Origin of the sequence: Myxococcus sp. CA039A (assembly GCF_013336645.1) — a bacterium.
In the GTDB taxonomy this organism is placed as follows: domain Bacteria; phylum Myxococcota; class Myxococcia; order Myxococcales; family Myxococcaceae; genus Myxococcus; species Myxococcus llanfairpwllgwyngyllgogerychwyrndrobwllllantysiliogogogochensis.
The window spans coordinates 1-24,933 of sequence record NZ_JABUMQ010000027.1; the positions used below are offsets into that span (position 1 = coordinate 1).

At 69.0% G+C, this 24,933-nt stretch carries 19 protein-coding genes and 1 tRNA gene; 13 read left to right on the forward strand and 7 right to left on the reverse strand.

Annotation, left to right across the window (positions count from 1 at the left end; genetic code table 11):
- Positions 1 to 380: 380 nt before the first annotated feature.
- Positions 381 to 1,772: an NAD(P)/FAD-dependent oxidoreductase gene (locus tag HR086_RS06665; RefSeq protein WP_174460176.1), complete on the reverse strand. Its 1,392-nt coding sequence runs from the start codon at positions 1,770 to 1,772 to the stop codon at positions 381 to 383.
- Positions 1,773 to 2,345: 573 nt separating this feature from the next.
- Here HR086_RS06665 and HR086_RS06670 point away from each other — a divergent pair.
- From HR086_RS06670 to HR086_RS06700, 7 genes are all read left to right on the forward strand, one after another.
- Complete coding sequence (locus tag HR086_RS06670; RefSeq protein ID WP_174465151.1) at positions 2,346 to 2,846, forward strand: ribosome-binding factor A; 501 nt, start codon at positions 2,346 to 2,348, stop codon at positions 2,844 to 2,846.
- Complete coding sequence (locus HR086_RS06675; protein WP_174465152.1) at positions 2,843 to 4,000, forward strand: RtcB family protein; 1,158 nt, start codon at positions 2,843 to 2,845, stop codon at positions 3,998 to 4,000. Before HR086_RS06670 ends, HR086_RS06675 begins: the two co-directional genes overlap by 4 nt.
- A 232-nt stretch (positions 4,001 to 4,232) precedes the next feature.
- Positions 4,233 to 4,303 (forward strand) — tRNA-Gln (locus HR086_RS06680).
- 66 nt (positions 4,304 to 4,369) lie between these two features.
- Positions 4,370 to 4,897, forward strand: coding sequence for a non-proteolytic archaemetzincin-like protein (locus HR086_RS06685; RefSeq protein ID WP_141641118.1), 528 nt, complete (start codon positions 4,370 to 4,372; stop codon positions 4,895 to 4,897).
- A gap of 110 nt (positions 4,898 to 5,007) precedes the next feature.
- Positions 5,008 to 5,982, forward strand: coding sequence for a PD40 domain-containing protein (locus HR086_RS06690; protein ID WP_174465153.1), 975 nt, complete (start codon positions 5,008 to 5,010; stop codon positions 5,980 to 5,982).
- Between the two features lie 72 nt (positions 5,983 to 6,054).
- A complete protein-coding gene (locus tag HR086_RS06695; RefSeq protein ID WP_174459050.1) occupies positions 6,055 to 6,531 on the forward strand; it encodes an ankyrin repeat domain-containing protein in 477 nt (158 codons plus the stop codon).
- 116 nt (positions 6,532 to 6,647) lie between these two features.
- Positions 6,648 to 7,202, forward strand: a complete 555-nt coding sequence (locus tag HR086_RS06700; RefSeq protein ID WP_141641121.1) for a DUF2378 family protein — start codon at positions 6,648 to 6,650, stop codon at positions 7,200 to 7,202.
- Between the two features lie 71 nt (positions 7,203 to 7,273).
- Here HR086_RS06700 and HR086_RS06705 read toward each other — a convergent pair whose 3' ends face one another.
- Entirely contained in the window at positions 7,274 to 9,487 is a 2,214-nt protein-coding gene (locus tag HR086_RS06705) for a (Fe-S)-binding protein (protein ID WP_141641122.1), read from the reverse strand.
- A gap of 575 nt (positions 9,488 to 10,062) precedes the next feature.
- Here HR086_RS06705 and HR086_RS06710 point away from each other — a divergent pair.
- The 5 genes from HR086_RS06710 (at position 10,063) to HR086_RS06730 (ending at position 17,572) form a co-directional block, all read left to right on the forward strand.
- Positions 10,063 to 10,227 (forward strand): hypothetical protein, encoded by a 165-nt coding sequence (locus tag HR086_RS06710; RefSeq protein WP_174460170.1) that lies wholly within the window; start codon positions 10,063 to 10,065, stop codon positions 10,225 to 10,227.
- 386 nt (positions 10,228 to 10,613) lie between these two features.
- The gene (locus HR086_RS06715; protein WP_141641123.1) at positions 10,614 to 11,867 is read left to right on the forward strand and encodes a VWA domain-containing protein; all 1,254 of its coding nucleotides are present in this window, start codon (positions 10,614 to 10,616) and stop codon (positions 11,865 to 11,867) included.
- A gap of 208 nt (positions 11,868 to 12,075) precedes the next feature.
- Positions 12,076 to 14,388: a protein-disulfide reductase DsbD gene (locus tag HR086_RS06720; protein ID WP_174465154.1), complete on the forward strand. Its 2,313-nt coding sequence runs from the start codon at positions 12,076 to 12,078 to the stop codon at positions 14,386 to 14,388.
- Positions 14,389 to 14,434: 46 nt separating this feature from the next.
- Complete coding sequence (locus HR086_RS06725; protein ID WP_174459055.1) at positions 14,435 to 15,016, forward strand: thioredoxin family protein; 582 nt, start codon at positions 14,435 to 14,437, stop codon at positions 15,014 to 15,016.
- 306 nt (positions 15,017 to 15,322) lie between these two features.
- The gene (locus HR086_RS06730; protein WP_254626214.1) at positions 15,323 to 17,572 is read left to right on the forward strand and encodes a zinc-dependent metalloprotease; all 2,250 of its coding nucleotides are present in this window, start codon (positions 15,323 to 15,325) and stop codon (positions 17,570 to 17,572) included.
- Here the strand turns inward: HR086_RS06730 and HR086_RS06735 are convergent.
- Positions 17,560 to 19,053, reverse strand: a complete 1,494-nt coding sequence (locus tag HR086_RS06735) for an MFS transporter (RefSeq protein ID WP_174460166.1) — start codon at positions 19,051 to 19,053, stop codon at positions 17,560 to 17,562. The genes HR086_RS06730 and HR086_RS06735 overlap by 13 nt on opposite strands.
- Positions 19,054 to 19,220: 167 nt before the next feature.
- Between HR086_RS06735 and HR086_RS06740 the strand changes: the two genes are divergently transcribed.
- A complete protein-coding gene (locus tag HR086_RS06740) occupies positions 19,221 to 19,514 on the forward strand; it encodes a UBP-type zinc finger domain-containing protein (protein WP_174460165.1) in 294 nt (97 codons plus the stop codon).
- Here the strand turns inward: HR086_RS06740 and HR086_RS06745 are convergent.
- The 4 genes from HR086_RS06745 to HR086_RS06760 form a co-directional block, all read right to left on the reverse strand.
- Entirely contained in the window at positions 19,511 to 19,954 is a 444-nt protein-coding gene (locus HR086_RS06745) for a type II secretion system protein GspG (protein ID WP_174460164.1), read from the reverse strand. The genes HR086_RS06740 and HR086_RS06745 overlap by 4 nt on opposite strands.
- A gap of 166 nt (positions 19,955 to 20,120) precedes the next feature.
- Complete coding sequence (locus tag HR086_RS06750) at positions 20,121 to 21,035, reverse strand: S1C family serine protease (RefSeq protein ID WP_174460163.1); 915 nt, start codon at positions 21,033 to 21,035, stop codon at positions 20,121 to 20,123.
- Positions 21,036 to 21,051: 16 nt separating this feature from the next.
- The gene (locus HR086_RS06755) at positions 21,052 to 21,951 is read right to left on the reverse strand and encodes a S1C family serine protease (RefSeq protein ID WP_174465156.1); all 900 of its coding nucleotides are present in this window, start codon (positions 21,949 to 21,951) and stop codon (positions 21,052 to 21,054) included.
- Positions 21,952 to 22,070: 119 nt separating this feature from the next.
- Positions 22,071 to 24,890 carry a hypothetical protein gene (locus tag HR086_RS06760; protein ID WP_174465157.1) on the reverse strand — a complete coding sequence of 940 codons (2,820 nt, stop codon included), beginning with the start codon at positions 24,888 to 24,890 and terminating at the stop codon, positions 22,071 to 22,073.
- Positions 24,891 to 24,933 lie beyond the last annotated feature (43 nt).

The window sequence follows — 24,933 nt, forward strand, 5'->3', positions numbered from 1 at the left end:
GCATCGAGGAGGCGGGGAGGGCGGGGGAGGTGTTCACCATTTCACGCCGGGGCCCTGCCCGGCAACGGCCTCCGTGTGGAGGTGGCGAGGTGGATCTCCCCTCTCGGGTTACCTGCCTGCCCGGACATGGCGCGGAGGTCGTCACCTGGAGTGTGCCTGGATGTGTGGTGCCGTCGCGGAGGAAGGTGTTTCACTGACCTGGCGGCACATGCGGGTGTGGCCGTGTCGTGCCGACGTGGAGACATCGTGAGGGGGACGCTCGGGCTCCCGGGTCAGCAAGCTTCCCGGGGCCTGTATGGGATTGGGTAATCCCATACAAATGCCGCCATGCGGGTCGGGGCTGGCGAGCCGCACACTCGCCAGCGACCCACGTGCTCGCGCTACAGGCCGTACGTCTCCAGCAAGCGCAGCCACACCTCACTCATCGTGGGGAACGACGGCACGGCATGCCAGAGCGTGTCGAGCGACACCTCACCCGCGACGGCGATGGTGGCAGCGTGAAGCATCTCGCCCACCTCGGGTCCGGTGAAGGTGGCACCCAGGATGACCCGGCGCTTCTCGTCCACCACCAGCTTCGCCGTGCCACCGAGCTTCTCGCCGAACAGTGATGTACCCGACACCTTGCCCAGGTCGTACTGCACGGTGCGCACGGGCAGCCCCGCTTCACGGGCCTTCGCCTCCGTGAGGCCCACGCTCGCCACCTGCGGGTGCGTGAAGATGACCTGCGGCGTCGCCTTCGTGTCCGCCCACGCGCTCGCCTTCTTGCCCGCGATGACGTCACCCACCAGTCGCGCCTGGTACTTGCCCATGTGCGTCAGCAGGTTGCGGCCATTCACATCGCCGCATGCGTAGAGCCAGCCACCCTCCACGCCCTTCGCGCGGAGCTGGTCATCCACCTGCACCGTCTCGCCGGCCTTCAGCCCCACCGTCTCCAGGCCCAGGGAGTCCGTGCGCGGCACGCGGCCCATGCCCACCAACACCGCATCGCCCTTCAGCTCCTCGCCCGTCGAGAGTTTCACCGTCACCTCGCCTTGGCCTCCCGGGCGACTCACGCCGGTGATGGATGTGCTCAGCATCACCTTCACGCCTTCGTCGCGCAGGGCCTGGGCCACCTGCTCACCCACGAAGGGCTCGAAGCGGGACAGCAGCGCCTTGCCGCGCTCCACCAGCGTCACCTCCGAGCCCAGCGAGCGCCACGCCTGCGCCAGCTCCACCGCCACCACGCCGCCGCCCAGCACCAGCAGCCGCTTGGGCACCTGCTTCGCGCCCGTGCCCTCGCGGTTGTCCCACGGCCGGGCTTCCTTCAGCCCCGGGATGTCCGGGATGCGCGGCCGACTGCCCGTCGCGAGCACCACCGCGCGCTTTGCCTCCAGCTCGCGCACGGTGCCGTCCTTGGCCTCGACGCGCACCTTGCGTGGGCCGGTGAGCTTGCCGTGGCCGCGCACCACCGTCAGCTTCGCGCCCTCGGCCCACTTCACCTGGGAGTCGTCGTTGTAGTAGCCGACCATGGCATCGCGGTGCTCCAACACCGCGCTGGCGACCAGCGGCCCCTTGATGGTCTCTCGCACACCCGGCGAGTGCTTCGCCAACCAGAGCGCCTCCGCTGGACGCAACAGCGCCTTGCTCGGAACGCAGGCCCAGTAGGAGCACTCGCCGCCGAGCAGCTCGTGTTCGACCAGCGCCACGGAAAGCCCGGCCGCGGCGGCTCGCGCTCCCGCATTCTCTCCCGTGGGCCCACCACCAATCACCACCACATCGAAGACATCCGCCATGTGTTCGCCCTCGCGCCCTGCTGCGTAGGCAGGGAGGTGCGAAGGGGCCAATCCCACGCGAGGCTTCTCGTCGGATGGTGGAAAGAAGGGGTGGCGACCACCGGACATCCGCCCCCTCTCCAGGAAGGTCGACGGTGCGCGCTGTCCTCCAGGTGACGCCTGCCTTGTCCCGAGAGGAGGGCCCCCGTCCCCGCGTGTCAGGAGTCCCCAGGCATTTTCGTCGGCGTCCGCCGGTGTGCGCGGACAGGCGGTGAGCGCCGTCCGTTCTCCCCGTCGGAAACCCACGAGTGCCCGTGCCGGAGACTCCGAGCGCGGCGGGAGGTGTGCCATGGGGACTGTATTGAACGGTGTCTCGGGTCGCTTCGCGTCGTGCTCGTCTCACGAGCGCTGAGTTCCTCCCTCACCCGCCTTCGAGGATGAGTGGGTCGGAGAGGGTTGTGTCCTCGTCGAACCAGCACCGCGCGCAAGCCTTTGTCACCGTGCACTCCGGCCGTCGTGCCGCACGCGTCCTCGTGAGCTGAGTCACGAGGTGTGCGCCGCACGCGCGGCCTGCTGGGAACTCTTCGTCCACTCATGGCTTCTTCCAGGAATCGTCGTCCCCGCGCGTCCCGTCGGCGCGAGGGTGCTGCTGCATCATCGTTCTCGTTGTCGTCGTCCGAACCTCCCTCCGCGCGTCACCTGCGCGTTCAGTCCACCCTGTTCCAGGAGGTCTCCCTCCTCTTCCGGAGCGAGCTGTCCGACCCTCGACTCGAAGGTGTCTCACCGGCGTCCTTCGAACTCACACCGGATGGTCGGCTCATCCGCATTGGCTACACCCTCACCCCGGCGGCGGTGTCCGGCGCGCGTGAAGTCCAGGAGGCACTGGCCCGAGCCAGTGGCTACCTGCGCTCGCAGCTCGCACAGCACCTGGACCTCAAGCGGGTGCCTCAACTGCGCTTCATCTACATCGGCGTGGCCGAGCACCCGACGGAGGCGTTGTCCGCCGAGCCTCCAGACGACGCCGTCCCCGAAGACGAGGACGAAGTACCCGGGTCCTTCGACGAGGACGGCGATGACGAAGGAGGTGCGCGATGAATCCACGCATCCTCCCGGCGGCGCCCGGCGCCGTGCCCATCCTCGTCTGGGCACGCGCCCTTCCACCCGGCGCGGAGAAACAACTCCGGCACCTCGCCGCCCAGCCCTACGTCGTCGAGCACGTGGCCGCGATGCCGGATGTCCACGTCGCGCACGGCGTCGCGGTGGGCTCCGTCTTCGCCACCGAGCACCACGTTGTCCCCGGTGCCCTCGGTGGAGACCTGGGCTGTGGCGTGAGTGCCTACCGCTTCGCATATCCCGCCGCGTCGCTGGGGCGTGACACGCTGGAGCTGCTGCTCACCCGCTTGTCCCAGGTCATCCCGGTGGGAGACGCGACGCATCGAGGTCGCGGCCTTCCTCTTCCGTCCGCGCTGGAGGCGCCGCCGCTCTCGACCCAGAAGCTGCGCCATGCCTGGGAGCGGCTGGCGCCGCGACACCTGGGCACGCTCGGCGGTGGCAACCACTTCCTCGAGCTGGACCGGGACGCGGGAGGGGACCTCTGGCTGCTCCTGCACTCCGGCTCTCGCGGCGTGGGCGCGGCCATCGGCGAGCATCACCAGCGTGTCGCGAAGACGCTCGGGGAAGGCAGCCTGCCTGGCCTGAGCCTGCACACGCCCGAGGGAGCCGCCTGCCTCGCGGACCTGGACCTCGCCTGTCGCTTCGCCCGAGCGAACCGCGACGCGCTGGCCGCCCGGGCCCTGGAGGTGTTGTCCCAGACGCTGGGCATCTCACCGGAGCTCGAGTCCACGGTGGACCTCCACCACAACCACGTCGCCGGGGAGACGCACTTCGGCCGCGCGCTGTGGGTCCACCGCAAGGGCGCGGTGGGCCTGGAGTCAGGGCGGCAAGGGCTCATCCCCGGTTCGATGGGCACCGCCTCCTATGTGGTGGAAGGCCGGGCCGAGCCCCGCGCGTTCCGCTCCTGCTCCCACGGAGCCGGTCGGGTCCTCACCCGGACCGAGGCCCGCGCCCGCATCCGTCCCTCGGCCCTGGAGCACGCCCTGCGCAGGGTGGTGCATGACTCCCGCCGGGCCGCGGCGCTCGTGGAGGAGGCGCCCGCCGCCTACCGCGACATCGTCGAGGTCCTCGAGGACGAGGCGGACCTCGTCACTCCCGTCCGGCGCCTGACACCCATCGCCGTCCTCAAGGGCTGAATCCCGCCTCCCGGGGGCCCGGAGCTTCGTCTCCGGGCCCTCGCGCCGATACACACGGAGTGGTCAATTCACTCCAGGTGGAATTCAGCGCGTCCGGACCCGTTCTTTCCGGGGTTGATCCTCGTGGAAGAGGGGTGGAAGGGGGAGACGACACATCCCGACGTCAGAGTGGGTTCCCGAGCCCGTCCAGATGCCGTAGAATCGGCCGCCAGAAGTTCACGTGCGAACCTGCTGGGGCGTCGTCTAATGGCAGGACATCAGACTTTGACTCTGAGTATCAAGGTTCGAATCCTTGCGCCCCAGTCATTCCGCTCCGGGGGGACGCGGTAGCCAGCGCGTCCGTCCGTGTGCATGAAGGACGGTGGCCCGATGCCGCAGAAGACGCTCCTGCTGGTCTCCGTGGGAAGCCCAACGGCAACCCTGTTGAAAGACCTCCAGGACCCACTGACCACACAGATGGGCACCGCTTCGGTGGTGGCGAAGACGGCGCTCCCGACGCCGGCCTATGCCTTCAACAAGGACCGTGCCCAGTACCACTGCAACGCCATCATGCGTCGGCTCACGCCGATGATGGAGCCCGGTCAGCACCTGGTGCTCGGCGTGACGGACGTGGACCTCTTCGTCCCGGACTCGCCCTTTGTCTTCGGCGAGGCGGACCGCGAGTCCCGCACGGCGGTGGTGAGCGTGTTCAGGCTTCGCCAGGGCGCTGACGGCGAGCACCTGCGGCGGCGCATCCAGGTGGAGGTCACCCACCAGGCGGGCCACCTGCTCGGGTTGTCCTACTGCGAGGACCCCCGGTGCGTGATGTTCTTCGCGCAGTCCCCGCAGGACTGCGACCGCAAGCAGCTGTCGCTCTGCAACCAGTGTCGCAACGAGCTGGCCAAGCTCAACCGCTGAACCCCTTCGCGCGGGCTTGCCCGTGAATGCCTTCGCACGCGTTGACGTCCGACCCGGCGCGCCCTGTAGTGCGGGGCGCTGAACCGGGCCGGCAACGTGGAGCGATTGTGATGACGGGCACGCGGTATTTCGTCGGTGGGCTGTTGGTGGTGGGGCTGCTGGGTGGCTGCGAGCCGTTCGAGGATGATGGCGGCGGCGGCGGCGTGGGAGGCGTCCGGTTCAGCAAGGGCTTTGCCTTCGTGCGCGAGGACGACCGCAACGTCTTCGTGGTGGACGACGCGGGAGACCCCAACAGTCCGCAGCGGCTGACCAGCACGGGCGGGGCCTACTGGCCCTCGGTGTCGAAGGATGGTCGCAGCGTCGTCTTCGTCCAGCGCGGTGGCCTTGGCACCTCGCTGCTGACGGTGCCCACCACGGGTGGCACTGTGGCCACGTTGTTCAGCGAGAATGACGCGGCCTGCGCGCGGGGCTGCACCAATTTCCGCACGCCCACCTTCAGTCCGGACGGCCGCGGCGTCGTCTTCGTCTTCTCCCCCGGCAACAGCTCCCTCACGTCGCTCGGGCGGGTGAACACGGACGGCAGCGGCTTCCAGGAGCTCACCCCGAACTCCGTCGTCGCCTATGGGGCGCCGTCCTTCGTCCCCAATGGGACCGCCGTCGTCGCGCCCACGGGCAGCGGGCTCCAGCAGCTCAATCAGGTGGCGTACGTGCCGCTCTCGGGGGGCGCCATCATCGCCTCGTCGCTGGGCAATGACGTCGGGACCGTGGCCAACCGTGTCGCGGTGTCGCCGGACGGCTCGCAGGTGGTGCTGGACGGGCGCGGCTCCTCGAGCAGCGTGCGCACCTATGTGGGAGCCCTGAGTGGAGGTCGCCTGGGCGCTTTGCGACGCGTCACCAGCTATGGCGGCGCGAGCGCCCAGGAGACGTGGCCGGTGTGGACGGGCGCGAGCCAGGTCGGCTTCCTCTTCGCCGACTCGGCGGGTGGGGACCCGGGCATCTACCGCTCCACCGTGAGCGCGGCGCCGTCCAACTCCGTCACGCTCGCGGTGCCCAGCGCGGCCGAGCCTTCGTACGGCCCGCTGTAGGCCTGTCCCCAGGCTCCCAGGTCCCTGGCATCCGCGCCCCCGAGGCGCGATGCTGTCGCGCTGGAGGCTGCCATGTCCCTCTTCGATGCCGTGCTCGCGGGAGACCGCGAGTCCTTGAAGTCCCAGCTCGACGCGGGCGCGGACCCCAATCCGTTCGATGACGAGGGACTCACGCCGCTGATGGTGGCGGCGCGGGAGGGACACGCAGGGCTCGTGGAGCTGCTGCTGAAGGCGGGCGCGGACGCGACGATTACGAACCGCATCGGAGAGTCCGCGGTCATCATCGCCGCCGCCCATGGCCACTCGAACTGCGTGTCGGCGCTCTGGGAGAGCGCGACGGAGGACGAGCGCTCCATGGTGCCCCTGTTGCTGCGCACCGATGCCATCACCGGTCCGGGCACGGCCTCTCCGGCCGCGACACCGCCGAAGGAAGACTTCCGCCGGAAGCTCGCGTCCGCGGGTGCGTACGTCGCGGGCAAGCTCGGGGATGACGGGGCCACGAAGCGGTTGGAGCGAGTGCTGCGTTCGGAAAAGCAACGCAAGCCCTGAGCACGCGTCCGTGTCCGGACACTCGCGGCGTTCACCACCCTCCACGTGCGGGCGGCCCCGCACCGCATGGGGGGCTTCACACGTACGGTCCGCCCCCGTCCGAGAGGAGCCACCGCATGGCGACGTCCGAGCCAAAAATCGTCCACAGCGGGACGGTGCAGGGCCTCTTCCAGATTGCGCTGAAGGACCGTCTGTCCGAGGACGCGTGGCGCCTGCTGCGTGAGGCGGGGTTGGATTTGTCCGTCCCGCTGCAGCCGACGTATCCCCTGGCCTCGTGGCTGCGCTGGCAACACATCGTGCTGGGTGACTTGTGGCCGCACCTTCCGCTCGATGAGGCCTGGCGTCAGTTGGGGCACGCGGTGATGGAGGGCCTGCTGGCCACGGTGCTCGGCCGGATGCTGGGCGTGGGCGCTCGCGCGTTGGGACCCCAGTTCATGTTGTTCCAGCTCAACCGGGGCTTTCGCGGCACGGACAACTATGTGGAGACGCTGGTGAAGGCCAGCTCGCCGGGGCGCGCCGAGCTGTGGCTCAGCGACATCAACGACAGGCCCATCTACTACGTCGGCGTCCTGGAATTCCTGCTCACCCTCTCGGGCGCGAAGGAGCCCCGAGTCTCCGTGCTCGTGCGCGAGGGCTCCTCCTGCACGTACCTGCTGGAGTGGGTGAAGTGAGCGCCTGAAACGACGAAGGCCCGGGGCTTCACGGTGGAAGCCTCCGGGCCCAGTGTCTGCTTCCCGAGCCGCTACTCCGGCTTGGCGCTCAACGTCGCGCCGGGAGCCACGCCACCGGCCGCGCCGCTGCGGACCTCCATCGCGTCGGCGACCAGCTCGGTGATGTCCTTGACCTTGATGTTCCCCTCGCGGCCGGTGTCGTTGACCGCGTCGCCGAGCATCGTCGAGCAGAAGGGACACGCGACGGCGACGATGCCCGTGCCGCCCTTCTCCTTGTAGTCGCCCACCAGGCCCGGCTTCTTCCTGTCCGCGGCGTCGGGGAACGGCGTGGTCGGGTCCTCGGCGTGCTTGAGCGTCAGCGCGACTTCGTTCAACCGGTTGTGGTTGATGCGCGTGCCAATGTGCTCCTCCATCCACATGCGGCCGCCACCGGCGCCGCAGCAGAAGCCCTCGCGCTTGCTGCGCTGCATCTCCACGACTTCCAGCCCGGGGATGGCCTTGAGCACTTCGCGGGGCGCGTCATACACGCCGTTGTGCCGGCCCAGGTAGCAGGGGTCGTGGTACGTCAGCTTGGTGTTCATCACCGCGGACAGCTTGATGCGCTTGTCGCGCAACAGCTCGTTGATGAGCTCCGTGTGATTGATGACGCGGTACTCGCCGCCGAACTCCGGGTACTCGTTCTTGATGGTGTTGAAGCAGTGCGGGCACTGGGTGATGACCGCCTTGACGCCCATCGAGTTCCACGACTCGACGTTCGTCTTCGCCATCGTCTGGTACAGGTACTCGTTGCCCATGCGGCGCGCGGAGTCGCCGTTGCACATCTCCTGCTTGGACAGCGTGGCGAAGCTCACGCCCGCCTCCCGCATGATTTTCACCAGCGAGCGGCTGACCTTCTTCTGCTTGTCGTCGTAGCTGCCCGCGCAGCCCACGAAGAACAGGTACTCGTACGGGCCACCTTCGTCACCCCACGTGGGCAGCGCCAGGTCCTCCGCCCACTCGTCGCGACGGTCCTGGCCCAGGCCCCAGGGGTTGCCCTGGCGCTCCATGCCTTCGAACACGCGCTGGATTTCAGGCGGGAAGTCCGCCTTCACCTGCACCTGGTAGCGGCGCATGTCGATGAGGCGCGGCACGTTCTCGATGAACACCGGACACGCCTGCTCGCACCACCCGCAGCTGGTACAGGCCCAGACCGTCTCGGAGCTCAGCGCGCCGCCGACGATTTCCGGCAGGGGCTCCTTGATGCGGTTGGGGCTGTAGCCCTCCTCCGCCCACTGCTCGTGGTCCCAGATCCAATGCTTCAGGTCCTGGTTGACGGCCTTGTGCGTGAGCGGCTTGCCGGTGATGTACGTGGGGCAGTGCGTCTGGCAGCGACCGCACTCCGTGCAGGAGTACAAATCCAGGCCCTGCTTCCACGTGAGGTCCCTCACCGTGGCGGTGCCGAACTCTTCCTTCTCCAGGTTGGGCGTGGGCAGCTTGCCGGTGGAGTGGGTGCGCTGGAAGAAGACGTTGGGCAGGCCGGTGATGATGTGGAAGTGCTTGCCGATGGGCAGGAAGTTCAGGAACGCCAGGACGATGATGAGGTGGGTCCAGAAGCCTCCAATGCCCAGCACGTGCGCGGCCGTGGAGCCCAGGGGCATCATCGCCATGCCGACCAGGCTGGTGAACGGCTCCCACCACACCAGCGCGGACGGGGCCGCGGGCACCTGCGTGGCGCCCATCGGCACCTGCTGCGCCGCCGCGTGCGCCGCCACCATGTGGCTGCCGCCGAACAGGAACTCGGAGACCATCAACCCGGAGATGAAGCCCAGGATGAGGTACGCCTCCCAGGACTGCGACATGCGGTCCGGCTTCACCTTCCAGCGCGTCCACACGTAGTAGCCGCAGCCCACCAGGGCCAGGGCCGCCACCACGTCCTTGATCAGCAGATAGCCACGGTAGGCGCCCAGCAGCACCGTGTTGTCCAGCCAGAAGGGGTGGCTCAGGTCGGTGAACAGCTCCAGCGCGCCGGACGAGAAGCCCATCGCGAACATCATGATGGTGCGCACCTGCAGCACCATGAACGCCGCGTAGATGAGCACGTGCATCAAACCCGGGGTGAACTCCTCCGGGTCGACCATGCGCTTCTGCCCGAGCCCGAAGAGCACGAGCCGCTTGATGCGCAGCGGGATGTTGTCGAGCCGCCGCTCCTTCTTCATCGCGAGCAACACGCCCACGCGACCGGACATGGTCATCACGAAGATGGGAACGGCGATGGCAAGCAATAGGCCGGTGATGATGGGACTCATTGGGACTCGGAGGACCTCTGGGGGGACGCGGCGGAAGGCCCGTTGCCGCGACGCGGCAAAACTTGAGTGCCCGTCAACCCTAACAGGGGTGATTCTCGAATCAAGCGCTGAGCGGGCGAGGTGTCCGGGACTGAAGCACGGAGTGGCGCCACGAGCGAGCAAGCTTGCCCGCTACACCGATTTACTGACACCCGCACTGGCAGCCTACCGCCTTGAAAATGGCGAAGTGTTGACTGCTGTGTGGTTCCATCCGACGCCAGGCCGACCTACCTTGTACGACGGCCTCGCACGCTGTCTGTCAGTCAACGCCTTCTCAACCTGCTGAAATAATTGGAGTGAAGGTTGGAGGGCAGGCGAGTAGACGTGGGGTCGAAGCAGGGGTCGGAAGTTTGATTCCCCAAGGGCTTTACAACGCGAAGCGACATGAGCACCATGGTCGGTAAATCGGTCAACGAGTCGTAAGCCGGGCACCGCATCGGGCGGACCCACGCGGACCGAACAGGGGGGCGCCCACAAGGAGGCGAGCCGAAAGGCCGTCCACCTTCCCTGAAGCGGAGCGCCCAAAGGAGTCGGACATGGTTCACGATGACACCACCTACATGGACGATGAAGGGCTGCCGTATGTGGACCTCGCGGAAGATGGTGAGAGCGAGTCCGTGACTCCCGTGGATGGGGCTCCCGGTGGCCGGATGTGGGGCTATGGGGATGAGTCGTGGGGCGGCTGGAGCGCGGCCGAGTGATTCGCGGCCCCCGCGGCCGGTGGATGCGCGGGGGCGCTTCTTTGTAACCGGTGGTTCGGCTCGTGCGGTGGCGCCCTCAGTGGGTGGCTCCCGGGCCGGTGGTCTTACGGTGACGCCTGGGCGTTCGGGGCGGCCGTCATCTCCTCCTTCTTGCTGACGTCGTTGAGCGCGGCTCCGACGCGGTCAGGACCTACCCTGACGCTGGGGATGAAGGGCGCTGCCTCTTGATTCCGGGGTGTGTCTGCCCACATCCTCGACGTGGAAGCCTTTCCGTGAGGATCCATGCCATTGGTGTTGTGGCCCATGAGACTTCCGGTCGTGAGGGACGTCGTCTTTCACGGGGCGGTTCGCGGCAGAATGTCTCGTGAGAGCGCGCGGGAGCACGGATGAAGCAGACGGCCTTGGCAGTGGAGCGCGACGCGGAGCACGGCCGGGAAGTGTTGCTGCTCGTCACGCTGGAAGCGGACGCGGACGCGCCCCGGGCTCCCGTGACGGCGAACCTCGTGTTGGACCGCAGCGCGTCCATGCGCGGCGTCCCGCTGCTCGCCGCGGTGCAGGCCGCGCAATCCCTGGTGGAGCGCGCCAGCCCTCGCGACTACCTGGGCCTCCTCACTTTCGACGCGGAGCCGGAGCAACTGCTGCCCGTGCGCGCGATGGACGCTTCCGCCAAGGCCCAGTTCCTCAAGGCGCTGTCGCGCCTGGAGTCCGGTGAGGGCACCGCGCTGCACGAGGCCATCGAGCGGGGCGCGGAGGCTGTGCGCCGCGTGCTCGTCCCAGGTGCGCGCCCCCAGGTGCTGATGCTCACGGATGGCGAGCCGTCCGTCGGCCCCTCCCAGCTCTCCGACTTCAAGACGCTGGGCGCGCGCGTCGTGGAGTCTGGCGTCGTGCTGCACGCGCTGGGACTGGGCCGTCACTACCTGCCCGACATCCTGGAAGCCCTCACGGGACCGTCCGGCACCGGCTTCGTCCACGTGGATGACCCGGAGGGTCTGCCGCTGGCCGTGGGCACGATGTCCGCGGAGCTGTTCGGCGAGGTGGGCTCGGACGCGCGCGTGTACGTGTTGCCCTCGGGCTTCTCGGAGCTGCGCTGCCGTCACCGCTACTCCTCCCGTGTCGAAGGGGACGCGATGAGTGCGTCGCTCGGCGCGGTGTCGCAGTCCTTCCCGCGTCGGGTCCTCTTCTCCGGCAGGCTGGACGCGGCCGAGTGGAACCTGGGCGTGACGACTTCCTACACGGAGGGCACGGACACGCGGCGCATGCCTGTCCCCGTGTCACGCGTACTGCCCGACAGCGACCAGGGCCGCTTCGTGCGCGCGGTGTCGGCGGAGCTGGAGCTGGTGGCCGCCGAGGCCTCCGCCTGGAAGGCCCTGGGCCGCCGCAACCAGGGGGCCGCGGAGCAGGCGCTGGAGACCGCCGACCTCGCCCTCTACAAGCTCGCGCGACTGGGCTCGCTGGAAGTCCCACCGCAACGCCACATGGAGCGACTGGCGGACCTGCGCCGCATCGTCGAGCGCCGCGCCGCGCAACCCCAGGCGCTGGTGATGCGCCGCGCCCACTCCGAGGTCTCCCGCGTCACCTTGAGCCGCGTGGGTCCGGCGCTCCCGCTGCCCGCCCTGGCCCCCTGGAAGTCGGAGGACTGAGCTGCTCCTGGCCTGGCCGCCCGGTCGCCCGCCCCGACGGAGCGGGTCCTTCTGTCCACGCCGCGTCACCCGGGATGTTTCCTGCCCTGTCGCACGCCCCGGATGCGGGCGGGCGCGGGGAATGTCCCCCCGCCTGGAAGGTTCTCCCTCGGAAGCGGGGCCCGTCGGATGCTGGCGACCTGGCTTCGGGTGGGTTAACGGGAGACGCATGAAGCACTCGGTGTCCAAGAGGCTCGCCCTGGTGGGCGGTATCGGCATGTGGCTGGTGGCGGCGGTGGCGCAGGCGGCGCTTCCTCCGTCCGCGGTGGCCACGGGCGCGCCCGACGAGGGCGATCCGCGCTTGGAGGCCGCGCTGCTGGTGGATGCCACCCAGGTGAAGCCGGGCGACACCTACCGCGTGGGCGTGCGCTTCCGGTTGGACCCGGGCTGGCACATCTACTGGAAGAACCCGGGTGACTCCGGCCTGGAGACGGACGTCGCGTGGGACACGCCCGGCTCCACGGTGGGCGCGCTCCAGTGGCCCTTCCCGAGCACCTTCCGCACGCCCGACGGCTTCATCGTCACCCACGGCTATGACGGCGAGGTGCTCCTCTTCGCCGAGGCACGCGCTTCCGAGCAGGCCGTCGGCACGCTCAACCTGTCGGCCGCGGTGAACGCGCTGGTGTGCGAGGTGCACTGCATCCCCGCGGACCTGATGCTCACGCGCTCCATCCCCGTGGGGCCGACGACGCTCGCGGACGCGGAGACCACGCCAACGTTCGATGCGGCGAAGGCGCGCGTTCCTCGCCCGGTGGCGGACACCGGCCACACCGCCGCGCTCGCGCTGGATGTGAAGCAGCTCACCGCGGGCCAGGAGTTCACCGGCACCGTCACGGTGGCGAAGTCCGGTGGTGGCGCGGTGCCCACCGCGGAGAAGGACGCCTTCGTCCCCGAGCGCATCCCCGGCCTGGACAAGGTGACGCTCACGCAGACGGCCCCGGGGCGCTTCGCGCTGAAGGGCAAGGCGGAGCCGGATGCACCGAAGGCGGAGCCTCGACTCAAGGGCGTGTTGCGCCTGGGGACCGAGGCCACGGGCTATCAGGCGCTGGAAGTCGACGTGCCGATGGCGCCCTTCGTGGCCGCCGTGGGTGCGGCGCCGACGCCTGTCGTGGCGAAGGCGCCCTCCATCAAGGACTCGCTCGCGGCGGTGAAGCCGGTGGCGAGCGCCGCGACGGCCGCGCCCCCGGAGTCGTCGATGGGGCTGGGCATGGCGCTCTTGTTCGCGTTCCTGGGCGGTGCGCTGCTCAACCTGATGCCGTGCGTGTTCCCCGTGCTGGCGCTCAAGGCGTATGGCTTCACGCGCATGGTGCGCCAGGAGCAGGGCCGGGTGGGCGCGCACGCGGCGGCGTACGCGGGCGGAATCGTCGCCAGCATGCTAGCGCTCGCGGGCGCGGTGCTGGCGGTGCGCGCGGGCGGCGCGGGTGTGGGCTGGGGCTTCCAGTTCCAGGAGCCGCTCTTCGTCGCGGCGGTGAGCGCGGTGCTGGTGGCGTTCGCCCTCAACCTTTTTGGTGTCTTCAACGTGGGCCTGGATGGCACCGCGCTCGCGGGCAAGGTGGACCAGAGCCACGGACTGCTTCACAGCGCGGGCGAGGGCGTGCTCGCGGTGGTGCTGGCGACTCCGTGCTCGGCGCCGCTGCTCGGCACGGCGGTGGGCTTCGCCTTCGCGGCGGGCCCGCTCACGGTGCTCGCCGTCTTCACCGCGCTGGGCCTGGGCCTGGCGCTGCCCTTCTGTCTGCTGGTGCTGGTGCCGGGGCTTGCGCAGAAGCTGCCGAAGCCGGGCGCGTGGATGGAGCGCTTCAAGCAGGTGCTGGGCTTCGCGCTCCTGGGCACCACGGTGTGGCTCGTCTGGGTGATGGGGGGGCTTGCCGGCGTGGACGGCATGGCGCGGCTGTTGGCCTTCCTCGTCGCGGTGGGCCTGGGCACGTGGGTGTATGGCCAGTCGCAGCTCCAGGAGGGCGGGCGCCGGTGGGGCACGCTGGCGGTGGCGGCGCTGGTGCTGGTGGGCTCGGGCGTGGCGGCGCTGCGCTTCGAGGAGGCGGCCCCGGCGGCGCGCGCGTCAACCACGGTGGGGCAGGCGCAGCCTTGGAGCGACGAGGCGGTGGCCTCCGCGCTGGCGGCGGGGCAGCCGGTGTTCATCGACTTCACCGCGGACTGGTGCCTCACCTGCAAGTTCAACGAGCGCACCGTGCTGGCTCGCGAGGAGGTGCGCGCGGCCTTCACGGAGCACCAGGTGGCGTTCTTCGTGGCGGACTGGACGCGCCGCGATGCGCGCATCACCGCGCGGCTGGCGGACCATGGCCGCGCGGGCGTGCCCATGTACCTGGTGCTGAGCCCCGGCGCGCCGGACAAGCCGGAGGTGTTGCAGGAGTTGTTGACGGTGGATGCGGTGGTGGACTCGGTGAAGCGTGCGTCGGAGTGCTCACCGCTGCGCCGGCAGGACGGCTCGAAGGTCCTCTGCGCCGCTGGATTCCCTCGGCCTTGAAACGCAGTCATCCGCAGTCAAGCAGTGCCCAATCAGGAGGAATGCCATGAAGCAGGTCTTCACCGCTCTCGCGCTCGGTTCGGTACTCGTGGGTGTCCCCGCTTTCGCGGACGCGGAGGTCGGCAAGCCGGCCCCGGCCTTCACGCTGAAGGACGAGGCGGGCAAGGAGCATTCGCTGTCGCAGTACAAGGGCAAGGTGGTGGTGCTGGAGTGGACCAACCCCGAGTGCCCCTTCGTGAAGCGCCACTATGAGGCGGACACGATGGCCAACACCTTGAAGGGCTTCGACGCCAAGAAGGTGGTGTGGCTGGCGGTGGACTCGACGGCGCACAACACGCCGGAGAAGTCCGCCACGTGGAAGAAGACGGAGGGCTTCACGTACCCCGTGCTCCAGGACGCCAGCGGCGCGACGGGCAAGACGTACGGCGCCAAGACGACGCCGCACATGTACATCATCGACGCGGAGGGTGTGGTCCGCTACGCGGGCGCCATCGACGATGACCCGCGCGGCAAGAGCGACAAGAAGGTCAACCACGTGCAGACGACCGTGGACGCGGTGCTCAACGGCAAGCCCGTTCCCGCCGCCACCACCACGCCGTACGGCTGCTCGGTGAAGTACAAGAGCTAGTGCGCACGACGGACGCACCCATGCGGTGACAAGGGCTCTCTTCCCATCGGGAAGGGGGCCCTTCGTGCTTCTGGAGTCGCGCGCCCGCGCGCGGGTAGCAGCACGGTGGAAGGACCGCAAAGTCCACGGGCCGGGGAGCAAGCATGTCCGGAGAGGAGGTTCCTGACATGGATTGCAACTTGATGACCGTGGCAATGAAGGTGCGAACCTGCCCGGGACCGCCGGGGGACGGAGCAGGGGGCGTCGCGCCGTGTCCTGTGGCCAGACGTGTCTCGACTCCTTCTCCCGGTATGGAGAGACATCGTGATGCGGAAACAGCACTTCCTGGCTCGGCGTTTCTGGATGGGCGCGCTGGCCCTGGTCGCGACGTTGGGTGTCGGGTGCGACGCGCCGGAGGCGCCCGCGCCCGCGATGGTCCTGGGCGAAGACTTCGTCGAAGTCCCTCGCGAGCTCACGTCCGAGCAGCACACGCAGGTGACGCAGAAGCTCGACGGCGTGGTGGACGCGACGGGGCGGACGTTCTACCTCGCCATCCGAAAGAGCGAGCTGAAGCAGCGCTGGTTCCTGTCCGCCACGCTTCGACAGCTCAACTTCGACCCGGAGTACTACGGCCTCCCCGCGAATCTCATTCCCCGCGTGATTCGCTTCCAGGAGCAGAACGGCAAGCTCTACGCCTTCGACGCCCGCGACGGGTTGACGCGCAACGACATCTTCAAGCCGGACTCGTTGGTGGATGCGTATCCCATCGTCACGGACCACGCCCCGTTCAACCGCTTGCCAGGCTCGGACCAGTACGTGCTCATCGACCCGGCGGCGGGGCTCAACCGTGTCGGCATCCTCGGAGACCACTGGTATGCGCCCGGGGCCATCGACTTCCGGATGGAGCTGCTCTTCTCCCAGCGCTTTCGGCGTCTCTCGGACGGCGTCCAGTACGAACAGGTCTTCACGGGCTTCACGGACGTCTTCGACGACCGGAGCGACTCCCTGGAGCGCAACGGCTTTCGCGCCTCGGGCACGCTGGCCATGGCGCTGCGCAAGTACAAGGAAGGTGAGGGCTTCACGGAGATGCCAGCACCGGAGCCGCGGCACTACTTCCGCAGCGAGGGCCGCTTCATCCCCAACACGGGCGAGCTGGCGTTGAATGCCATCAAGTGGAACATCCGGCCGGGGATGAAACCCATCCGCTTCTACATCACCCCCAACTTCCTGGAACTGAACGAGGACCCCCGCTACCGGGGTGCGGACGTGGTGGGCGCCGTGAAGCGAGGCATCGAGGGTTGGAACGCGGCGTTCGGCTTCAAGGTCTTCGAGGCCGTGCTGGGTGACAGCAGCATGGACATCGGAGAGGACGACAAGAACTTCGCTGTCCTCGACCCGAAGGTCCACGCCCATCTGGCCATCGCTGACTTCAGCTCGAATCCCAATACGGGCGAGGTCCGCCGGGCCACCGTCATGATCAGCGCCGCCATGATTCACGATGCCGAGGCCTTCTTCGCGGGAGAGCTGACGGCTTTCTCCTCGGCCAGCGCGCGTGACGAGAACCCGAGGCCCAGGCTGTACTGGGTCGGGCTCACCCGCGAGCCCTCCTGTGAGCTGGACGCGGCGTCCCTCCCATCGGGCTTCTCCGCCCGACTGTCGTCAGAGGAGGACCGCTCCGAAGGACCCGCCCTCACCGTGAAGCAGAAGGTGGAGCGCTACCTCACCTACATCATGCTGCACGAGGTCGGTCACACGCTGGGCCTGCGACACAACTTCAATGGGTCGCGCGTGTACGACGGCACGCCCCAAACGCCGCGTTCGAGCACCGTCATGGACTACTCCGCCATGCCCGACACCCTTCACGTGCAGGCGCCCGGCACGTACGACGTGGCGGCGGTGCGCTACCTCTATGGACTGTCCACGGCGCTGCCCACGGACCTGTTCTGTACGGACAGTGACGTCCTGGCCTGGGCGGAGCCTGCTTGTGTCCACTACGACCGCTATGACGACCCGTTGACGCGTTTTCATCTGCCCAACATGCGGACCCTGGCGGAGCAGGTGCTGCGTGGCGCGCCCGTCGGCGTCGATTTCCGCGCGAGCCTCCAGGCGCTGGACTCCTTCGTCAGGGGCGGGGACGCGAGCGGACAGGCCCAGGCCTACGACGTCCTCATGCAGCAGGTGCGGCCACCCCTCCAGATTCCCTCGGGCGAAGGTGCGGCGTACGCGGTCCGTGCCAATGACCTGGCCCGCCGCATCCTCAGCTTCCTCTATCTGGACACACGCGTCGGGCAGCCCCATGCGGTGAAGCCGCCGCCGACCACCCCTGCGTATACGCAGGCCCTGCTCGCGGACGTGCGCGGCATCCTGCTGAACGTGGATGGGGTGCGCACCTTCCCCGTGCGCCGGGTCATGGTGAATCTCCTGAAGGCGCACCAGACGCTCGCGGCCTATGGCGTGTTGCAGGAGGTGCACACGGAGCTGACGGCGCGTCTGCCCACGCTCAGCGGTGAGGAGCGACTGGGAACGATGGAGCTGCTGGGCCGCATCGAAGTGGCCCGCTCGCCCTACTTCCGCTGACTCCGGAACTGAAGACCCGGGCGTGAGCCTGGAGGCGCGGTGGAGCGCGGGCTCGGTCTCGAGGGCTCGCGCTTCACCCGGCCGACATCCCGGGGCAACAGCAGGAACGAGCACAGCGCGCCCAGCACGCACAGGCCCGCGGACACCCACAGCGCTTCACGTGTCCCCGCGAGGAACGCGTCCCCCGTCTTGTTCGCGAGTCCTCCCAGGAGCGGCAGCAGTGCCACCGCCAGGAGTCCGGCGATTCGCGCCACGGCGTTGTTCACCCCCGAGGCGATGCCCGCGTGCCGGTCCTCCACCGCGCCGAGCACCACCGCCGTCAGCGGCCCCACCGTGAGACTCAACCCCAGGCCCAGCACGAGCACCCCCGGCAGCACCGTGCCCACGTAGCTTCCATCCCGGTGGATGAGCGTGAGCAGCGCCATGCCCACGCCCGCCAGCAGCGGCCCCGCCGTCATCAAGGGCCGTGCGCCGATGCGTCCCGCGAGCCTCCCCACCACCGGTGAGAACAACAGCAGCATCACGGTGATGGGCAGCAACGACGCTCCCGCCGCGAGCGCCGAGTACCCGAGCTGTTGTTGCAGCGCGAGGATGAGCAGGAAGCCCACGCCGCCCAGCGCGAAGTACACCGTCAGCGTCGTGAGGTTGGCACCAGAGAAGGTCCGCGAACGGAACAGCCCCAACGGCAACATCGGGTTTCGCGCGCGCGACTCGATGACGAGGAAGGCGGCCAGCATCGCCGCGCCGAACACCGCGGCGAGCACGGGGGCCACGGACCAGCCATGCGCGGGCCCTTCGATGAGCGCGTAGATGACGCCGCCGAGCCCCAGCGCGGCCGTCACCGAACCGGCGAGGTCCAGCTTGCGCGCATCCCCCGTGGGCCGGTCGTCCGGAACGTGGCGCAGCGTGGCCCAGGCGGTGAGCGCCGCCAGGGGAAGATTCAGGAAGAACACCAGCCGCCAGGAGGCCACGTCCACCAGCCAGCCTCCCAGCAGCGGCCCCAGCGCGGTGGTGACGCCGGACAGGCCCGCCCATGCGGCCACCGCGCGCTGTCGGTCCGCTTCGGGGAACGAGGTCCGCAAGAGCGCCAGGCTCGCGGGCACCAGCAGCGCCGCGCCCATGCCCTGCGCGGCGCGGAAGAGGGCGAGCGTCCAGGCGTTCGGCGCCAGGCCGCACAGCACGGACATGGCGGTGAAGCCCACCACGCCCAGCAAGAAGACGCGGCGCTGTCCCCAGGCATCACCGAGCGCGCCGCCGGTGAGCACCAGCGAACCGAGGGTGAGCAGGTAGGCGTCCACGGCCCACTGGAGGCCCGTCAGCCCCGTGTTGAGCTCTCGGCCCAGCGCGGGCAGCGCCACGTTGACGGCGGTGGAGTCGAGGAAGGCCATGCCACTGCCGAGCACGCTCGCGAGCAGCACGCCGCGTCCCCGCGCACTGGCATAGGAAACGGACGCGCCGCCGGAAGAAGTGTCGGAAGGCATACGGCTCAACCGTGGGACGTGCGCCTCCGTCGCGCCACTCCTCGCGGTCCACGAGTGTCGGCCACCCTGGTGGCGAGAGCCTGACCGCATGGCCGCCCGGCATGTGGATGCGCGGGGCCTTCGTGCACACCCTGTCCGCGGGCGACGGGTTATCAGGGAGGCGAACGATGGCGACCGAGTGCAAGCACATCAAGCAGGCGGGGAACCCCGAGGCGAGGACCGACGGCTGCGAGGAGTGTCTGAAGATGGGGGCCCAGTGGGTCCACCTCCGGCGCTGCCTGGAGTGCGGTCACGTCGGGTGCTGCGACTCGTCGCAGCACAAGCACGCGACGAAGCACTTCCATCAGACGAAGCACCCCGTCATCCAGTCGTTCGAGCCGGGTGAGACGTGGGTGTGGTGCTTCGAGGATCGGCTCCTGCTGGACGACAGACCGGAGCAAGGTGGCTCGGCTCGCGTCTAGGGACGGGGCGAGTCCTCCGGGGGCGGGCTCACGGGAAACGTGAGCTCGATATCCTGGTCGTTGCCCTCGCCACCACCCACGCCGTCGGAGCCCAGGCTGCGCAACTCCACCCACGCACCGCGAAGCGTGTACTGGTAGGGGTTGACCCAAGGGTCGAGGGGCAGTTCATCGAGTACCCCATGGTCCACGAGGAGTTGGAGCCCTTCGGCATGCGTGGGCAACTGGCCCGTCTTGCGCTGGTAGAGGCGCACGGCGCTCTTGATGTTCTTCAAGTCGAGCTCGGCCCGACTGTGTCTCGACTCGCCCCAACATTCGGAGAGCACTATCCAGAAGAAGAGTGGCAGCACGAAGGCCGCCACCCCCGCCAAGAAAAGCAGCAGGAGGGGAAGGACCTGTCGGAGCGAGTGGCGCAGCGTGCGGCGTGGAAGCGTTTCATTCATGGCGGCTCGTGACTCTTCAAGCCGCGTGCCTGCCTGGTCTCCGGAGTGGAGTCTCGCCGCGCGTCTCACGGGCGACTGTCACTCCGTCACGGGCTCTTGTGGGCCCGGGTCGAAATGACAGCGCGTCCGTGGCTCCGGGCCGCATGCACCCGGAGCCACGTCCCGCTCACGCCGCCACGGGCTCGATGCGGGGGCGCGTGCGCGCGGAGACCTGCTTGCGCCGTCCCTTGCGCAACACGTCCAGCGACACCTCTTCATCGGTGGCCAGGGCCATCAGCCGCTGGAGGTCATCCACGCTGCCCACGGCGCGACGGTTGATGGCCAAGAGCAGGTCCTCCGGCTGGAGCCCCGCGTCGTCCGCGGGCGTCCCGTCCTGCACCCGGAGGATTCGCACCGCGCGGGGCTGCCCCGTGTCGCGGGCATGCTCCGGCGTCAGGTCCACCGCCACCGCCGCGATGCCGAGGAAGCGCCGCTCCACCTTCCCCCGCTGGATGAGCAGGCTGGCCACCCACGCCGCCGTGGTGGCGCTCACCGCGAAGCCGATGCCCTGCGCGTACGGCAGCACCAGCGTGTTGAGCCCCACCACCTCGCCTCGCGTGTTGATGAGCGGCCCGCCGGAGTTGCCCGGGTTGATGGCCGCGTCTGTCTGGAGCATGCCCTCCAGGATGACGCCGTCAGGCAGCGTGACGCTGCGATTGACGGCGCTCACGACCCCGAGCGCCACCGACTGCTCCAGCCGGAAGGGATTGCCAATCGCCATCACCAACTGCCCCACGCGCACCGTCTCCGGCGCGGCCAGGGGCAGCGTGGGGAAGTCGCCGCCCTCCGCTCGCACCACCGCGAGGTCCGTGGGCGCGTCCCCGCCCACCAGCGAGCCGCGCAGCTCCTCGCCGTTGGACAGCTGCACCGTCAGCTTGCGAGAGCCCCGCATGACGACGTGGCGGTTGGTGAGGACATAGCCGTCCGGCGTGAGGAAGAGACCGGTGCCGTGGCCCCTGGCGTGCTCCACGCCCACCACCGCGGGCGAGGCGCGCGACACGAGCGTCTCCAGGTCGTCCGAGAACTGTTGCAGCAACTTCATCGCGTCACCCCTCTCCTCACGAACGCTTGCCGATGGTGATGGGCACTTCACGCACCTCGCCGGCTCGCAGCACGCGCGCCGGCACGGAGGTGCCCACCTTCTCGTCGCCCAGGTAGCCGAGCAGGTCCTCCACGCCGTGCAGCGCCTGGCCTCCCAGGCTCACCAGCACGTCCCCGAGCAACAGTCCGGCCCGGTGCGCGGGCCCGTCCGGGTCCACGGAGAGGAAGATGAGCCCCGCCTCCGCGCCCGCCGCCGCCCACTGGTGCTGGGGCAGCTTCACGGGATACGCCCCCACGCCCAGGTAGCCGCGCCGGATGCCTCCGTGCTCGCGCAGCGACGCCGTCACCCGCGTCAGCGTGTCATGCGGAATGACGACGGCCGCGGTGCGTGAGAACGCCGCGGTGAGCAGCCCGACGAAGCGCCCCTCCACGTCCACCAGCGCGCCTCCAGAGAAGCCCGGCGGCAGGTCCGCGTCCGTCTCGAGATAACGGTCCACGCGCCCGCCCGCGTGGGTGCGCCAGCCCTCTCCATGTGTGCTCACCATGCCGAGCGTGGCGCGCGCCGTGCGTCCCGGCCGCGCCACCGTGACGACGAGGTTGCCCACCTTCACGGCGTCCAAGGGCGCGAGCGCGAGCGGGGAGAGCTTCGCCGCGTCGATTTTGAGCAGCGCCACGTCCGTGCTGGCATCGCGGCCGATGAGCTCGGCGGACACGGTGCCGCCGTCGGGCAGGCCTACTTGCAGGGAGCCCTCGTGCTCGACGGCGTGGCTGGTGGTGACGATGTGGCCCTCGGCACTCCAGACGACACCAGTGGCGCCGCGCCGTCGTCGAGCGTCCACGCGGACGATGCTCGGCGAGGCCCGCTCGACGAGGGAGGCGAGAGACTGGGAGAGGGCGGGAAGAAAGTCGGTGGACATGGCGTGTTCCTTTCGAGGCGGAAGGTAAAAGCCTCGAAGGCGCGCCACATCGGCGAACCAGGCAGGGTGTGCACCTGCCCGTTCAGGCAGGTGGCCCCTCCTTTCGGGGAGCTCCCGGGCTACTTCTCGATGACGACGTGGATGGGAGGAGAGACGCCGCCGCCGGGTCCGAGCGTCTCCAGCGTGACGTCCACCCCTCCGGGAGTCTCGAGCGCTTCCGCGGGGAGGGTCGCCTCGTGGTGCGCCACGTGGTCATCCCAGGTGAGCACGGGCTCGAGGCTCGAACGGAACTCCTTCCATCGCAGCACCGTGGCGGAGTGGATGCCCTGCCCCTTGATTCGGAGTGTCAACGCGGGCGCACCACTCGGAACGCTCAAGGGCTCCACGTGGGTCAGCAGCGGCGCGGGTCGCTCGGAGACCACGTTGAGCAGCGCGGGCAGTGACACTCCACCGCCTTCCGCGACACGAGACACCGTCAGCGAATGGATTCCCACCTGCTCCAGTTCCGTGCCCGCCAGCCGTGTCATCCCCCCTGGAACGGAGCCGACGCTGTAGCTCCGGGTCAGTGGTAGTGACTGACCGCTCCAGTCCAGGGTGACCTGAGCGTTTTTCAGGGAGCTGCGGAACCAGAAGAAGTTCTCTCCCAGAACGACGAAGCGCCGTTGCTGGGCGCCGGCCCACTCTCCCTGGGAGATGACACCCGGCGCCAACCCTCGGAGGTTCGGTGTGAGCGCGCCCTGGACTCTCAAATAGGCGGGGGAGCTCAATCCGTGTCCCGGGGTGAAAGTCCGTAGCTCGTAGACCCGCGGGGTCGCGACCTCCTCCTCGCTCAAGAGCAGGCTCGAAGGGCCGCTGAAGGCGTGCGCCACGCCATTCACGAAGAGGTCCGAGGCCTGGACGATGTTCCCCATGACACGTGTCCAGGCGCCCACGTCGCGCTCGAAGTCGTGGCTCACGCCCACATCCACCACATCAGGGAACACGTGGAGCGTGGGCTCCCCCTCCGCGGTGAGGACGAAGAACCACTCCAGGCTCTCGCCGCCTCCGGGGCCCGGGTTGAACACCGTCACCCGGCCGACGCCAGGTTGAGCCACCAGTTCGGCGGGGACATCCACCGACAAGATGGGTCGGTCGCCAGGGCCCGCCATGCAGCCGCCCCAGGTCTCGCACGGCCACTGGGCTGGCAGCGGTTGACCGTTCCACCGGACGACCGAGAGGGGACTGAAGCCCTGTCCCTGGATGCGCAGAGCCAGGACGCCACCGCCGGCGGGGGCGGATGTCCGCGCACCGCTCGAGACGTCGTGGATGACGGGCACGGGTTGTTCCTCATGCACCACGAGCAGCAGGGGTAGGGTGGTGCCTCCTCCTGGCGAGGGCGTGCTCACGGTGACGGTGCGCACGCCCTTCGTCGTCAGGTCCGCGGTTTGGAGCGGAGTGGACAGCCTCGATGCGCTGTGGAGGCGGGTGGTGCGCTCCTGTCCGTCCAGCAGGATGACGGACTGGGGCGTGAAGCCGGCACCGTCGACGAAGAGAAGACCCGGTGCATCTCCGACGGACAGCAGCGAGGGCATCAGCGAGTGGGCGATGGGCGCGGGGGCCTGGGCGAGCACCTGGACGAAGAGGGGTGATGACACGGCGCCGTCGAACGTGCGCGTCAGCGTCACGGGGATAGTGCCGGACTGGGTCAGCAGCGCGGTGGGGACGGTGAACTCCCAGACATCCTCCGAGTCAGGGCTGGAGAGCTGCTCCAGGCGGTGGCTGTTCCAGTGGACGACCTGCGCCCTGAAGAGCCCCAGCCCTTCGCCCTTGAGCTGGAAGGTGACATCCCCCGAGCCCGCGAGGACCCAGGCCGGGGATACGGCATGCAGCACAGGCTCGGCCTTCACGGGGAGGGCGTAGCTGGAGGACGTTTTGCCTCCGTCGGGGTCGGGCGTCTCCAGCGTCAACTGGACGGTGCCGGCTTGCATCCGAGCGGTGCGGGGAATCCAAGCCTGGACCCGCTTCCTGCCGTCGTAGGTCGTGGTGTCCAGGACGGTGCCATTCCACTTCAGCACCGTGTTGGAGCGCATCTGGAGGCCGCTGACGATGATGCGCTCGAAGGTGGCGCTGCCCGCGTTGCCATGGTGCAGGTCCGTGGCGTTCAGCGAGGACGGCCACACGCCCGTGATTTCCGGGGTGGGGCTCGTCACCGTCAAGGGCAGGGGCTGCGTGGTGGCTGTGCGTGGGTGCGGGACCTGGATGACGAGCTGGTCTTGTGTCGCCAGGGCCTTCAGGGCCGACGGTGGAAGTCGGAAGCTCCCTTCGCGGGAGCTGGTCAGCGTCAACGGATAGGACGTGTCGCGGAAGATGGCCTGGCTGCCATGCACGAGGTTCTTCCCTGTCACGGTGATTTGAACGGCGTCCGCGGGCTCCGAGGGCAGGGAGTCTGGAGTCACGGAGGTCAGCTCGGGCGCCGGCACGGTGAACGGGATGCGAGCGGACCGGGCGCCTCCCCTGTAATCGGGGTCGCCTCGGGCAACCCGCACGTCGAAGAAGAGGTCCGTCGCGGCGGTGACGGACCAGGACGGAACCACGGCTCGCAGCTCCGTGGCGCTCACGAACTGGGTCGTCAGGCGCTGGTCGTTCAGGAACACGTCACTGAACCGGGCGAAGCCGACGCCGAGCACCTGCATGCTCATCTCGGAGCCCTCCACGTTCGACACGACCACCTCTCCCAGGGTGACGAAGGGCAGCTCCACCTCCGCGTCCGCGGGAAGGGAGCCTGCGTCGGGCTCCTCGACAGGTGCCGGGTGGCGCTTGAGGCCGGGTCCACAGGCACAGCAGAGGACCCACAGCAGACACAGCCACCCTCGTGTCACGTCTTGTCGCATCCGGATGATTCCTCTCGGAGGGAGCGCCCCCAGCAGGCACAGTCCTCCGCCCAGCAGCTCACGGCGCATCCGGATGCTTCCTTTCCCCGTTCATGGGCAGGAGACACCCGAG